General features: G+C 35.5%; 12 protein-coding genes. All 12 read right to left on the bottom strand.

All coding sequences use genetic code 11. The annotated features are described in order from the left end of the window. Positions 1–50 precede the first annotated feature (50 nt). The 12 genes from MKX39_RS01660 to MKX39_RS01605 all read right to left on the bottom strand — a co-directional run bounded on the left by MKX39_RS01660 (position 51) and on the right by MKX39_RS01605 (position 13,948). Positions 51–1,241, bottom strand: a complete 1,191-nt coding sequence (locus MKX39_RS01660) for a M14 family zinc carboxypeptidase (RefSeq protein ID WP_340768022.1) — start codon at positions 1,239–1,241, stop codon at positions 51–53. Between the two features lie 287 nt (positions 1,242–1,528). Continuing rightward, the gene (locus MKX39_RS01655; protein ID WP_340761267.1) at positions 1,529–2,653 is read right to left on the bottom strand and encodes an NADH-dependent flavin oxidoreductase; all 1,125 of its coding nucleotides are present in this window, start codon (positions 2,651–2,653) and stop codon (positions 1,529–1,531) included. Positions 2,654–3,083: 430 nt separating this feature from the next. Continuing rightward, positions 3,084–4,808 (bottom strand): GMC family oxidoreductase, encoded by a 1,725-nt coding sequence (locus tag MKX39_RS01650; protein WP_093536268.1) that lies wholly within the window; start codon positions 4,806–4,808, stop codon positions 3,084–3,086. Between the two features lie 23 nt (positions 4,809–4,831). Continuing rightward, entirely contained in the window at positions 4,832–5,602 is a 771-nt protein-coding gene (locus MKX39_RS01645; protein WP_340768021.1) for a gluconate 2-dehydrogenase subunit 3 family protein, read from the bottom strand. 68 nt (positions 5,603–5,670) lie between these two features. Next, positions 5,671–5,928 (bottom strand): hypothetical protein, encoded by a 258-nt coding sequence (locus tag MKX39_RS01640; protein WP_340768019.1) that lies wholly within the window; start codon positions 5,926–5,928, stop codon positions 5,671–5,673. 598 nt (positions 5,929–6,526) lie between these two features. Further along, positions 6,527–7,165 carry a GntR family transcriptional regulator gene (locus MKX39_RS01635; RefSeq protein WP_340768018.1) on the bottom strand — a complete coding sequence of 213 codons (639 nt, stop codon included), beginning with the start codon at positions 7,163–7,165 and terminating at the stop codon, positions 6,527–6,529. Positions 7,166–7,372: 207 nt separating this feature from the next. Further along, positions 7,373–7,582, bottom strand: a complete 210-nt coding sequence (locus tag MKX39_RS01630; protein ID WP_340768017.1) for a hypothetical protein — start codon at positions 7,580–7,582, stop codon at positions 7,373–7,375. Between the two features lie 154 nt (positions 7,583–7,736). Next, positions 7,737–8,552: an undecaprenyl-diphosphate phosphatase gene (locus MKX39_RS01625; RefSeq protein WP_340768016.1), complete on the bottom strand. Its 816-nt coding sequence runs from the start codon at positions 8,550–8,552 to the stop codon at positions 7,737–7,739. Between the two features lie 67 nt (positions 8,553–8,619). Continuing rightward, on the bottom strand, positions 8,620–8,808 hold the full coding sequence (locus MKX39_RS01620) for a hypothetical protein (protein ID WP_093536278.1): 189 nt from the start codon (positions 8,806–8,808) through the stop codon (positions 8,620–8,622). Between the two features lie 347 nt (positions 8,809–9,155). Beyond that, positions 9,156–10,967 carry an ABC transporter substrate-binding protein gene (locus tag MKX39_RS01615; protein WP_340768014.1) on the bottom strand — a complete coding sequence of 604 codons (1,812 nt, stop codon included), beginning with the start codon at positions 10,965–10,967 and terminating at the stop codon, positions 9,156–9,158. Between the two features lie 24 nt (positions 10,968–10,991). Next, complete coding sequence (locus MKX39_RS01610; RefSeq protein WP_340768013.1) at positions 10,992–12,482, bottom strand: ABC transporter permease; 1,491 nt, start codon at positions 12,480–12,482, stop codon at positions 10,992–10,994. 20 nt (positions 12,483–12,502) lie between these two features. Next, positions 12,503–13,948: an ABC transporter permease gene (locus tag MKX39_RS01605; protein WP_340768012.1), complete on the bottom strand. Its 1,446-nt coding sequence runs from the start codon at positions 13,946–13,948 to the stop codon at positions 12,503–12,505. Positions 13,949–14,053: the final 105 nt, after the last annotated feature.

The raw sequence follows: 14,053 nt of genomic DNA, 5'->3' as shown, positions 1-14,053 counted from the left end.
TTTATCCTACAGAATGGGCATTACGTAGGAATATTATTTAATTCAAAACATCAAGAAGGTCTGATAGATGTTAGTGGAATCTTCTCATAATCTTCCGGATTCAATGTTTCTACAGAACCATCTGCGACGCCTTTAATAATTGCTTCTAGTCCACGTTCAACCGATTTAACAAGTTGTCCTTTTTGCTTCTGCCCCATTGTTTGTGTCTGACCTTTCACCTCAAAAAGCACAGTTCCACTACCATTCAGCGCATAGCTTCCAAGAGCTGTGCCCGGGAGATCAAGCCCTTGAGAATAGAGTGAAATATTCTTGAACTTTGAGTTACCATAAGATTGAAGTTCGTTATAAGCTGCAACGTTCAATTGTCTTGAAAAATCATAGTTGTAGTTATCAGCATATTGGGCGTATTTCGCTCCTTCAGGTGTGTTCGGATCTGGAACAAACTGTGCGGATAGTGACAGCGTTACTTCATCCGAGGTGCCATCCACATAGTATATCCCTTGATGATGTAAATCCACAAAGACATCTACATTTCCATACTCCTCTTTTAATGCCTTATATACATCACGAGAAGTTTGTGATTCAGGTGTGATAAACCAACCTGGCTTGTTAGATGCTCCTGGGAAGTCTTGCGCCTCTGGGACATAGTTTAAGTTTGGATTAAAATCCCTATTCACATCGAAACCTGGATTCTCGCCATAGTTATAGCTTTGACTAATCCCTCGGTCTAAATAGTTCCAAGAAGGTTTAGCGCTTGCCAGTTGTGGGAAATCTCTCACTGCTTCATCCCATGTCATACTATTACGTCGTTTGTCCGCTTCAGATGCATCTGGATTCATCATGGGCATGAAAACAATCGTAACTTCTTCACGGATTTTCTTTGCTTCTTTTGAATTTGTGGAAAGGCTTTTTAAGAGATTTAAAAGAGCGACTGTACCAGTTTTTTCGTTACCATGAATTTCGCTTTGAAGAAGAATAACTTTGTCACCTGTTCCAACTTTGGCAGTGTATATATCCAACCCTTTATGGGATTGACCAACGACCTCTACCTGTACAACTCCATTACTTGTCTTCTCAAGTTGTTGGAGTGTTTTTTGGAGCTCACCATGACTGATAAAACCAGAGATAGAGTATTCATGATGATGTGTTTCTTGTTTAACCAAATCCGCAGCATAAACAGGAAAAGCCAAGCTTGTACATAGCCCTAAAATACCTATTGTACTAACCATTTTTTTCTTCAATACATATCACTCCTTCTTCTAATTCTTAGAACTGTTACTAGAATAACAAACGAAATTTAAATAGTAAATTTATTATGAATATTTGATTAATTAGTATTATAATAGGGTTATATAGCTCAATTTATGTATACCTTTAATGACACGAAGGACTAATTATTTCGACTACCAAAGTTAATCACCTTATAAGATAATTGAACTACATTGAATTTTATGTTATTCCTTTTACCAATCTAATTCCCTTACTAAAAAAGAGTCGAGAAAAGTGATTATCACTTTTCTCGACTCTTTTAATCTTCTACTGGTAACCAACCTTTTACATTTACTAGTCTATCCCATAATGGATCAGGGATAACTAACTCTTCTTGCGCTTGTCTCGAAAGAGTTTTACGTATTTGATCTTCCTGGCCAGCTTGAACTTTATCCATCCACTTTGGTTCCATTAAAAGTTCTCGACCCAACGCAATGAAAGGCACTCCCGTTTCTAACGCTTCGACTACTTCATCCGGTGTATGCAATGAACCTACTCCAACTACCGGAGTCCGATTCCCTATTTTTTCATGTATCTTAATAATTCTTGACTCTGTTTTATCTTCTTCACGGAAGGAACCATTCCAGAAATGATTCACAGACACATGTAGATAATCTAAGCCCTGATCAGCTAGCTTATCTACGAATTGAAGAGTATCCTCCAATTGAATCCCAGGGTTACTGCCCTCTTCTGGAGAAATTCGATAACCAACAATAAATGGTGTTTTTGCATGTTCCCTTACTGCTTGTTTAACAGAATCTACGATTGCCATGGGAAACTTCATACGATTCTCAAGGGAACCTCCCCATTGATCTTCTCTTCTATTTGAATGCGGCGAGAAGAACTGCTGTAACAGGTAAGTGTTAGCTCCGTGGATTTCTACTCCATCAAAGCCTGCATCTATTGCTCTTCTTGTAGCATCTCCAAAAGCCTGGATTGTCTGCTTAATTTCATCCTCTGTCATCTCTCTCGGAACTATTGCACCTTCACGTTCCGCAGCAACAGCACTTGCTGAAACGGGTTGCTGATCTGGTAATAACTGGGCCGGAGACTGTCTGCCCCCATGATAAATTTGAATAATAGCTTTTGTTCCATTCGATTGAATGCTCTGAGCTAGTTTTTTCAATCCTGGAAGGAATTTATCATCATCGATGCTAAATTGCCCTGGAAATCCTTTACCACCCTTGATCACATATGCACAAGCAGTGATAAATGTACCAACACCACCAGAGCGCTCTTTATAATAGGCTAACTCTCTTTCCGATACTTCCCCACTTTCTTCCGAGGAATAGTGAGTCATTGGAGCGACCATAATTCGATTTTTTACTTTTACACCTGATGAAAACGTAAATTCTTGAAAAATCTTTTCGTATTTTTGTTTCATTTTATTAACCCCTTTACTAGTCTTCCTAAGAAGGACAATGTATCTTCTTTGTTAATACTACAGAAGTTAACGTTAATGTTCCAACAATCTGCCACATGAAATCCCTATGCTGCACACTAAGTATAATAGTATACGTCATAGGGATTTGTTTATTGCTCAGCTCTAATTTTTTCTATTTCTTTCACCCAAGCGGTAATGTTTTGATGTATACGTTCATACTCTTGAACATTCCAGCATGTCCATACACATTAAGAGAGAATTCTTTTACTATATTCAGTGAGTTTTGTACAAGTCTGTTGCTATATTATTCTCAAATTTATAGAGCCGACATATTTTTGTAGTCAGATCATATACATATTTACACAAAAAAACTCCTGACCGCAAATTAAATTCCAGTCAAGAGTTCTTTTATAGAATAACTAGTTGTCACTTATGCTTTAACTAGTAATCCGCCTTCTTTTAAATATTTTTGAATGCCTTCAGCAGCACGATAAGAAAGTGCACCCAGTGTTCCAGTTGGATTAAAGCAACTATTATGTGGGAATGCAGATGCACCTAAAACAAACACGTTTTCAGCTTCCCACATTTGTAGGTAAGTATTTAGCGCTGATTTCTCAGGGTCTGTCCCCATAATTACTCCACCTGTATTATGAGTATTTGAATCTTTATTTACGTTAAATGGACCTTGCTCTTCATTTGTGTCAATAATATCTGCACCAATTTCTTCTGCAAATTTACGCGTAATCTTAGACATGTATTTCCCCAACGCGCGGTCATTGTCTGTATATTCATATGTCATGCGTAATAATGGATATCCAAATTCGTCTTTAAATTCTGGGTCAAGGTCTAGATAATTTTCTTTATGTGGTAAAGAAGCACCTTGCGTTTTAACTGGGAAGTTTGAATTCGCATATTTAATAGATTTCTCTTTGAACTCAGCACCCCAGTTTGGCGTTCCTGCAGGTACACGGTTTACTGCAATCGGACGGTCACCATATTGTGTTGAACGAATACCAGCACCATGTATGAAATCTACTTCCGCATGGTCAAAGTTATCCCCCATGTATTCAGCAATCTCAATACCTAATGCTCCAGCGCCACCATATAGGTTAAACTCTTTGTCCTCGAAGAATAGCTGAGAACCTCCAGCTGTTACCTGATAACAGTAGTTTTTACCGATTGTCCCTTTACCTGTTTTTGGATCATAAGGGGTACCAATACCAGAGTTTAGAAGTAAACGTGAATTATTGAATACATAACTCGCAACTACAACTACATCTGCAGGTTGCTCAAATTTTTCTCCAGTTAGCATATCTACGTAAATAACCCCGTTTGCTTTACCACCACTTTTAGTTAATTCCACTACATTAGAATGTGTACGAAGATCTAGCTTACCTGTTTGTTTTGCAACCGGAATTACCGTTACTGCTGGGTCACCTTTCGCTCCATATTCACAACCAAAGTTTTCACAATACGCACAGTATTGACATGCTCCACGAGAGATGCCGTCAGGGTTTGTATATGCTTCAGAAAGGTTTGCTGCAGGAATAACGAAAGGTTTGTATCCAAAGCTTGTTGCCGCTTTTTCGAATTCTTTCATTAATGGTGTTTTCACTAAAGGAGGCGTTGGGTATGGATTCGTACGTTTCCCCCAAAGTTCTACTGTTTCCCCTGAAATACCAGCCATTTTTTCGAATGTATCATAGTATGGTTCCATCTCATCATAGGTTATACCCCAGTCTTCAAGACCTTCCATCCAAGCAGGGATTTTTTCGATTCCGTAACGCTCAATTGTTTTTGTACGTATTTCGAAGTCATAAGGTAAGAAACGATAAGTTTGTCCATTCCAGTGACTACCTGCACCACCTACTCCGTCACCTACTATAAATGTACCGTAGTGACGCATTGGTAAAGCCTTACCGGATAATGTATTTCTATAAGTAATAGTTTCCTTCGAAAGATCTTGCATTAATTCTTGACGATGTTGATAACGAAGTTCATCATGTCCCATTGTATAATCAGCTGTTGTCCGGTCTTTACCTCGTTCTAACCCAACAACGCTTATGCCTGCTTTTGTTAGTTCAGCTGAAACGATTCCACCAGCCCAACCCATTCCTACTACTACAACAGGTACTTTAGGTAATTTTGTAACCATTTATATGTCAGTCCTTTCTATTATTAATGTCCCATATGAGAATTTAAACTTTGTGGTTCCAGTTCGATAAATTTCTCATCTTGTATTTCAGCTACATATTGCATACGAGATCCTGGATACTTACGCATACTCCAACCTAACATTTCATTGTTACCACCATACATTGGGTCTGCATATACACCCTCTATAGTTAATGTACGTAGTAAATTGAAAAATTGAGAAGAAGAAACTTTTCCATATAATTCAACTTTACCTTCACTAAAGGAAAGTAGAACTTCATCTTGCTTAGCAGCTTCTAACTCTTTAAAATCAACTTCATATTGTTCGTTACTATACTTGTCTAAACTAACTAAACCAGCTAGAAATAAATCTTTTCTAAGTATCTTCGTTTGTGGACCTTGGTTTTCTTCTGCTTTATAAAATGCACCTAAACGGTAGTCTTTAACGTTAGAACCCCATGGGCCAGCCAACTGATGATCGATATAAATAGCTGCATTAAGTTCTTTTGCACCAGGGCCATTTGCATCTTCTGGGAAAATACGTTCCACTGCCGCTTGAGTAACTTGATATTGGTTTGGTGTGAAGAACATTAAAGCTACATTTGGGTTAGCCTTAGGTGTTGCCGCGTGATTTTGAGTTTTAGTAGTGGTCGCTGATTTGTCATCTTTTATTAGAAGACTTCCTAAAGCTCCCCCTAAAACAACTCCCCCAACTGTCAAACCAGAATTTTTGATAAACGTCCGTCTAGACGATCGTTTGTCTAAAACAGTGTTATTCTTTTCTTGTTCTGACATAATAAAACCTCCTATAAATTTAATAGTTTTCTATTTAATCGCTTAATAAATATTCTTCATTTTTTCTTTTAATGCACAATAGAGCTCCAATTGTAAACAATCGTATGCAGAACTGAAAAAGTAAGCAATGAAGCTATAAAAATAGTGTGTTTTCTTCCTGTCCAACAAAGAACAATGATAGCTAAACCAATCCCAGAACCTAATAGGGCAAACCAAGGGAATGGACTATTATAAAAAAAGAGTAAAAGTGCAAAATCAGCTACGATGAAAAGGGCCAGTAGCACTTGATTGAGCATCCTCAGTTCTTCTAAATTGTATTGCGTCATACTTATTCTCCTTTTTATGCAATAGTAAAAACACGTTTCAAAAGATGACTTTATTTTGTATACAAAATATATGTTTTTGTATACAAAAACAACATTATCTATTCTACTATATTCTTTTGTTGTTTGTACACCTTAAAAATTTTAAGAAATAATCATGAACAAGAACCTTTCACACAGTTTGATATAACTTATTAAGTTATTTAAAAGAGGATTAGTTTTCTTTATGATAAGACCACATATTAGGGACCTTAGAAGATGGTACTTCCCAAGTATGAATTGTAGCTTTTACATGATAGTGCGATTATTTTTAACAAATCTTAGAATGAAATTAGATATATTTATAGTGAAGTTTAGAAAAGAGGCAAAGGTTATAAACGAGGACTATGTAGAAAAGTATCCCAAATAAAAAAACACCCAAAAGAGGTGCAATGGAAGTACTACAAGGTTTTAGGCTGTTCGTGGTGAGTTTTTAGCACTAATTCATATGCTAACTAGATAAATTAGTGCTTTGTATCATCTGGGAAATTTTAACATTCTTGCTTAAGATAAGTTTGAATGCAATTTAATCATTACTTTTGGTGACTAACCAATAAATAATTTAAAACTGTCCATTCCTTCCGATAAGTTCCAGAGTAAAATTCATGTCTTTATATAAATGTTCAGCTATGAGTTCTCCGGCAAGTTGTTCATCCTTATTCTTAATGGCTTTGTAAATTTCTTCATGCTCATCTATTATATTTGGACGACTATATATATCCAGCCTTAGACTAAACAAATAGAAAATTGTCTGAGCTTGTTGTAATCTTTCAATCATTATTGGATTTTGACTTTCATTTATAATTAAATCATGAAAACGTTGATTTGCATTATATGTATTTTTGGACTGTCCTTCCATAAGCGAATTACGAGATGCCTGTATGGTATTCTCAAGTTCTTTAACCTTCTCCGCTGTCATATTTTTCGCTGCTCTTTTCGCTGCAAAGCTTTCTAGTACTATGCGCATCTCATATATGTATATCAAATCCTGTGCTGTCGGATTATAAATGTGCTTGTTCTTAATTAATCCCTCTTGCTCCAACCTTTTAATTGCTTCGCGAATTGGTGTACGACTAACACCAATCTCATCTGCAAGACGCTCCTCTACTAGCTTCATTCCGCCTTTGTAAGTTCCATCAAGCATAGATTCCCTAATGTATTCATAAGCCAATTTTTGTGCATTCATCTTGTTTGAAACCATATCTTAACCCCCCGGAATTATTTTAACTAAATACTTCCCTATTATACTTTACAAAGTATTATTTTAAAGAATAAAACATCCTTTTTAAAGGTAGAGGTTTATTTAAGATGTACATAAAAATGGAGCTAGGATATTTTCTCCCAACCCATTTTATTTTGATATTCTTTTTTTACTAAATTACCTGTTGGTCTCATCAAGCAATTGATGTTATGTGCTTTTCTTATATTTTATAAAAGGAAACAGTACTATCAAGAAAACAAGCAAAAACAGAGATACAATGATTTTGTTTCCTTTATCTGGATCTCCAAACAAATAAACTAGTATGTTTGCAAATGACGGCATACCAAGCCATTCTAAAATTGGAACCACAAGAAACATGCCAATTAAAAAATATAAAATAAAAATTTTTTTACTCATATAGTTTTGCCGCTCCCTCATACCATTAGATGTATTCCTCATATATTCAAGTACTTCGACATTCTTCCAGTAATACCTGCTTATTGAACTAATTCGCGAGTTTAGTTCAATAAAAAAAGCTTTACTCCTTCTTGAAGTAAAGCGGTAAAGCACGTTAGAAGAAAATTAGAAGTAATGCTCCTACGATGAAACAATAATATGTAAAATAAACCAGCTTCCCATTTTTCATAATTCCCATAAACCACTTCATCGCAAAGTAGGTCATTAATAGTGTTGCTATAAAAGCAGCTAAATACGGAATTGCTAAGTCTGCTTTATTCGGTTCATTCAGAAAATCAGAAAGACCTAATATAACTCCTCCGAGGCTAACCGGAATATACAACATAAATGAAAATCGAAGTGCCGTATCTTGTTTCATTCCAACAGCAACTGCGGAAATAATAGTTGCACCTGAACGACTAATCCCGGGTGTTAATGCGACAGCCTGCCCTAATCCTACAATAAAAGCATCCTTAATTGTAATATCACTTTCGTCTTTTTTACCTTTCAGATTACGAATTACCCACAAGGCAATCCCCGTTACGAAAAGCATCACAGCAATTGTTGTCATGCTAACACTTTCTGCAATATAGTCACTTAATAATATTCCAAGAACACCCGCTGGAATAGAGCCAATGATGATAAAGAAAACAAAATGAAAGTCACTCTTATAACGACGATTTTTCGTTTTCAAATAAAGAAATGAATTTACTGCAAGTCTTGCGATATCTTTTCTATAAATATAAAGTATCGCAAAAAGTGAGGCTGTGTTTGTTAATATAGCAAATGTAAATCCTTGTTCACCTAGCCCTAAGATTTCACTAGCAATCATTACGTGTCCACTAGATGACACTGGAATTGGTTCTGTAAAGCCTTGCACTAGCCCAATAATAATCATTTTTATTATTAAGATAACATCTAATTCTCCCATTTTACCTCCCTGAATTCTCGTTTTAAGGAACGATGATTTTTACGGACCAAAACTATATTGATCCTCATCAATCTCTTTTAACCTTATCGTCGCTATTTTTTCTTTTAGGTTGAACAAGCCAAATTACGAATAGAAAAAATAATGCAAAGCACACTCTAAATAACGTATTTAGAACTCTGTCGTCATATAAATCTGTTAATAAAATAAAACTTAAAGCATATCCAATTATAAAAACAAGGAACAAGCGAAATTTCATTTTTGCACCCCCAATAAATCACCAGTTGCAATAGTGATGCTTTTTGATTGTTGATTCAAGGGTAATCTCCATATAAATAAGAGGAACGATACTACAACTAAAAAGATACGACCTAGTAAATCATGTCTTCCACATTAAACACTACCATACTTCTTACATTTTACTATTTCCAGTTGATAATTAGACTTTTTTTAGTCATTTCTTTAAGAAAATAGGAAACTTGGCATATCTCCATATCCTTTTTCTAGCCATTTTATCAAAACTGCATTCAACGACTAATACTATATATAAAAAAACCAGCCTCTAATACAAATCAAAATTTGTATAGAAACTGGCGCTAATAGTTATTATTTACTTGAATTATAAGCCTCTAAGAATTCTTTCACTTTCGCTGGATCTGCAACTACTTCATTTCCAGTATCCACAAGTGGACTTACAGTAGAAACTGCTTTGTTTTTATTTCCTTGATAATAATTTAAAATTTCATCTTGGTTAATCGAATACAGAATAGCTTTTCTTAGATCTTCGCTATCTGATACTGCACGGTTTTTGGTATTGAACAATAGATAAGACACAGCGTTACTGTCACTTTTTTGAAGTGTTAACTTGCTATCGCCTTCTACTAAGTCATATTTTGTTTCTGGCACTCCGTTGAATATGTGAATTTCTCCATTACGTAATGCTGAAAGTGTGCTATCTGGATCTTGTATAAAACGTACAGTTACATTAGAGATTTTAGCTTCATTTTCCGTTCCTGTCATATATGCAGGGTTTTTCAAGAATATAGCTTCATAATCATTTTTGTGTGACAAAATGTAAGGTCCGCTTGCATATAACGTATTGTTATATTTGGCACCTTCTGTAACGGTGTTTTGGTCCCCATAAGGGATATCTTTGTTAACATCGAATGATTCTACATCGTATGTGTTAATGCTTTCTACTTGTTTCTTAGACACGATACCTGCAGATTGGTGAGCTAAATAATTTAGTACTTGTGGGAATGGATTTACTGTTGTAATTTTCACTACCTGATATTTACCAGCTGCATTATCAGCTGCATTTTTGTCTTCTACTAATTCTGATATTTTGGCATCTAAGCCCTCTTCAAGTGCTTCTTTTACAGTAACTTCGCTACCAGACTGGTTTACATCAAGCTCTGCCAGATCCGTTACTACTTCTATTTCTTCCATACTTTCATGTAAGCTATATGTGCGGTGATCTGGTACAGATTTTTCATCTTTAGCTCGGTTTAATGAGAATACTACATCGTCTGCTCCAACACGTTCCCCAGTATCCACTGCTTTTTCATCTGTAACTGCAGCAAAGTTGATATCATCACGAAGAAGGAAATAATAAGATTGGTTTCCTTCCGCAATGACATGGTTAAGTGATAAAGAACCATCTGAGACTACTTTATCGTCATCTGTTAAATTTACAAGTCTTACATACATATTTGTATTTAACGTATTTATAGAACCGTCATTTCCTTTAATCGGATCTAAAGATGTTAGTGCTCCGATTGCTTGTTGCATTATTAATGGTTGTGTCGCTCTTTTCGAAGTATCAACAAAGTCGATAGATTCCCATGCAATTGCACGTGATTTCGCAAGTCTTACTGTATCTGCATTTACAATTTCTTTGTTTACACCTTGTGCTTTGAACGAATTATATAAAGGGGCTATATATGCTTTATCAAGCACAAGACGTTGTTCTAATTGCTTATAAGTCTTCGTAAATTCTTCTTCCGTTTCTGTACTTGCTTGCTCTATTAACTTATCTACTTCTTCATCAGACATAATACTGTTATCACCATCTGATTTGAATAGTGAACGTACCGCATAATCAGGATTTCCAGTAACTGTTGTCCAGCTAGATAGTGCTAAGTCATAGTTTCCTGCATCTTTTTGTGCTGTAAAGCTACCGTAATCTGGTTGGATATTCAACTTCACATCAAAACCATTTTTAATCAGTTGGTCACGTACGATATTCATGTCCGCTTCCCCAGTACTCATACCTAACAGTTCAATAGCTACTGCACTATCATCTGTTTTTACATCTTTGTTATCATTTCCTTTATCCGCAACGTCCGACTTCGTATTTACACATCCTGCTAATATCACTACTAGAGTGATCAGGATTGCCAATAAACTTTTTTTCATATTCATTTCCTCCTAAATAATTGTTTAATCCATTCTTGGATCAAAAGCATCTCTTAACCCATCTCCTAAGAAATTGAAAGATAATACAAGACCTATAATTGCTAGCCCCGGTATAATCGCTAGATAGGAATGCGATTCAAGATAAGTACTACCTATTTTTAAAATATTTCCCCACTCCGGAATATGTGGTTCAACCCCTAGTCCAAGAAAACTTAAACTACTCGTTGCAATTACAGCTCCTCCAATTGTTAAAGTGGCTTTTACAATCATCGGAGCGAGTGAGTTAGGTACAATTTGCTTAAAAATAATCGAGAAGTCAGAAGCACCTAAAGCTCGTGCAGAATCGACATACTCATAGTTCGATACCATGAGTACGTTTGCTCTCATCGTTCGCGCATAGCTTGGAATTGCACCAACACTAAGTGCTAATATCAGGTTCATCGTGTTAGCTCCGAACGCAGCTATAATAGCAATCGCAAGCAAAATTCCAGGAATTGCATACAGGATATCTAGCAATCGCATAATAATATTATCCGCACGTTTTGTATAATATCCTGCTATTGCTCCAAGAACCCCCCCTATTATTAGAGGAATAATTGTAGAAGCAAACCCTACTAGTAGAGATATTCTTGCTCCAAAGATAATTCTAGAAAATAGATCCCTTCCAAAATCGTCTGTTCCAAAGGGATGCTCTAGGCTAGGTTGTTGAAGCAAGCTTCCATAATCATTTTCCACCGCCATATCATAATCGAATGTATACTTGCTACAAACTGATAGAGAAAGCATAAGTATGATGAAGAACATTCCTAATATCGCAGTGGAATTGCGAGTGATTTTACCCCAAATCGTGTTCCACTTTATAATTCTTGAACGATCGTGGCTCCGTATCTTTACTATTAAACTTATACCAAGTAACAGGTTAAACAAATTACCAGTTACAGATGAAGCAATCAATACAATAGCAATGACCAAAAACCAAGATGGTGCAGATTCATCCTGTACATACTTTGATACAAGAATTAAAGTTACTACTTGAAAAACGAGGATTCCCACCAGAATTCCCATTGCGGGTAGAAAGGTATCTGTCACATACGGCTTAAACATATTAAAAGCAGAGATTGCAATTACGAAAAGCTGTGTAAATAACATGTATACAGCAAATGTGTAATCTGGTGTTTTTTTGTTTTTTATCAAGTTAAAAGCAAATGATGCCGTAAAAACATTTGCACTCAATATACTTAAGAGTTGAATATATCCTAGCTTTCTTGTAATTGGCTGTATGGCACCAAATTTCAAAAGATTTTTTTTAATTTTCCATGTTAGGAAAAATTGATACAAAGTGAATAATGCATAAACTAAAAATATCGTAAAAACAAGAGACTTTATCGTTCCTTCTTTATAGTTAAAACTATTTATAAGGAAAACTAGGCTGACTACAATAGAAAGAACCAATGCAAAGTTTGCTTGCGTATACTCTCGAGACAATTTCAAAGCATGTTTTTTAAACGAGTTCACCCTCTACACCTACTTCTATATTACAGTTGCTTCATCTTAGATCGAATGCGAGGGTCAAAAAACGCATACAAAATATCGATGAGCACGTTTACTAATGAAATTGTTATAGCAATATATATGACCCCACCCATGATGGCAGGAATGTCGGGGATAAACTGTTTATCTACAATATAACTACCTATACCGCTAATATTGAATACTTTCTCTGTAACAGCTGCTCCCCCGAGCATATCTCCAAACAACAATCCAATTACTGTAATAATGGGAATCATTGCGTTACCAATAGCATGCTTCCATAGAACTTGACGTTCATTTAGCCCCTTAGCCTTTGCCGTAATAATATAATCCTCATTTATTATTTCTAGCATAGAGGAGCGAGTCATTCTTGCAACAGAAGCTGTAAGCCCTGTGCCTAAAACTATTACTGGCATAATAATCGACAACATATTCTGAGGGTTATAAGTGGCAGGTAACCACTGCAGTTTAATAGAGAAATTTAATATAAATATTAAGCCCTGCCAGAAATTCGGAATAGATAATCCAATTAATGCGATAAACATAAAGGAATAATCTAGAAATGTATTTTGTCTAGTAGCTGATATGATTCCAACTGGAATGGCAATAACAATAGCCATTAATAGTGAGAAAATCGCAATTGTTAAAGTAATCGGGAACTTATTAGCAATACTAGCTGCTACGTCTTCATTTCCAGTAAAGGAAGCACCTAAGTCAAATGTGAAAATCCCTTTAACGGCATTCCATAATTGCAGCAAGTAAGGCAGATCCAGACCATACGTATGATTAAAAGAAGCAATTTGCTCTTTCGTTGCAGATTCACCTAAAAGATTTGCAGCAGGATCAAAAGGCGACAAATATAAAATAGTAAATACTAGCACCGAGACACCTGCAATGACAAAAACACTCATAATTAGGCGTTCAAAGATAAATTTGATAAAGAAATTACTAAACAACAACAGCAATATATACATCAGTACTCCAGGTATAAAAGAAACAATTAAAAAGAGCGGATTTTTTAATAAACGTTGAAAATAGGAGATATAATTTAGCTTTGTTAAACCCTGACGTTCATACTCGTCATTTATTTTTTCTGCGAGTATTTTCGAGTAGCGTTCCTCTGTTAGCCTATCTACTTCCCGATTCATTTGCTGTTCATCCACTTTTTCCTGAAAGAAAGCATGTTTTCGAACGTATTGTTCCTTGAAATCACTTAATAACTTTTCTTTAAGCCCTGCTGTTTGTAATGACTCATTTATTATTTTATGAATAGTAAAATATGTATCACTTTTTCTTTTAGATTGGTAAAAGAAAAAAATAATAAGATGTAAGGGTAATCCTAATACTAACAACAAATATTTGTAGGACGGTCGTTTCATCATTTTCTCAAAAACATATGAAAGATGATCAGAAAAACCAAAATTGAGCGATGGTTCTTTGTGCAATTCCATCGACTATTTACCTCCTTTCTGATATTGTATAATTCCTAGTGGTATTGTAAAGTATAGATAGGAAATTTTATTTAGTCAATGATATTTATTTAATATTATATATAT

Origin of the sequence: Psychrobacillus sp. FSL K6-1464, from assembly GCF_038003145.1 — a bacterium.
Classification (GTDB): Bacteria; Bacillota; Bacilli; order Bacillales_A; family Planococcaceae; genus Psychrobacillus; species Psychrobacillus psychrotolerans.
Note: the sequence above shows the minus strand (reverse complement) of the source record. Positions and strands in the feature narration are given on the sequence as shown.

What these genes read in the sequence shown, in the direction of transcription:
- MKX39_RS01640 (WP_340768019.1), bottom strand. Translation starts at nt 5,928, where the DNA reads ATGACGCAATACAATTTAGAAGAACTGAGGATGCTCAATCAAGTGCTA.
- MKX39_RS01635 (WP_340768018.1), bottom strand. Translation starts at nt 7,165, where the DNA reads ATGGTTTCAAACAAGATGAATGCACAAAAATTGGCTTATGAATACATT.
- MKX39_RS01605 (WP_340768012.1), bottom strand. Translation starts at nt 13,948, where the DNA reads ATGGAATTGCACAAAGAACCATCGCTCAATTTTGGTTTTTCTGATCAT.
- MKX39_RS01615 (WP_340768014.1), bottom strand. Translation starts at nt 10,967, where the DNA reads ATGAAAAAAAGTTTATTGGCAATCCTGATCACTCTAGTAGTGATATTA.
- MKX39_RS01620 (WP_093536278.1), bottom strand. Translation starts at nt 8,808, where the DNA reads ATGAAATTTCGCTTGTTCCTTGTTTTTATAATTGGATATGCTTTAAGT.
- MKX39_RS01650 (WP_093536268.1), bottom strand. Translation starts at nt 4,808, where the DNA reads ATGGTTACAAAATTACCTAAAGTACCTGTTGTAGTAGTAGGAATGGGT.
- MKX39_RS01645 (WP_340768021.1), bottom strand. Translation starts at nt 5,602, where the DNA reads ATGTCAGAACAAGAAAAGAATAACACTGTTTTAGACAAACGATCGTCT.
- MKX39_RS01655 (WP_340761267.1), bottom strand. Translation starts at nt 2,653, where the DNA reads ATGAAACAAAAATACGAAAAGATTTTTCAAGAATTTACGTTTTCATCA.
- MKX39_RS01625 (WP_340768016.1), bottom strand. Translation starts at nt 8,552, where the DNA reads ATGGGAGAATTAGATGTTATCTTAATAATAAAAATGATTATTATTGGG.
- MKX39_RS01630 (WP_340768017.1), bottom strand. Translation starts at nt 7,582, where the DNA reads ATGAGTAAAAAAATTTTTATTTTATATTTTTTAATTGGCATGTTTCTT.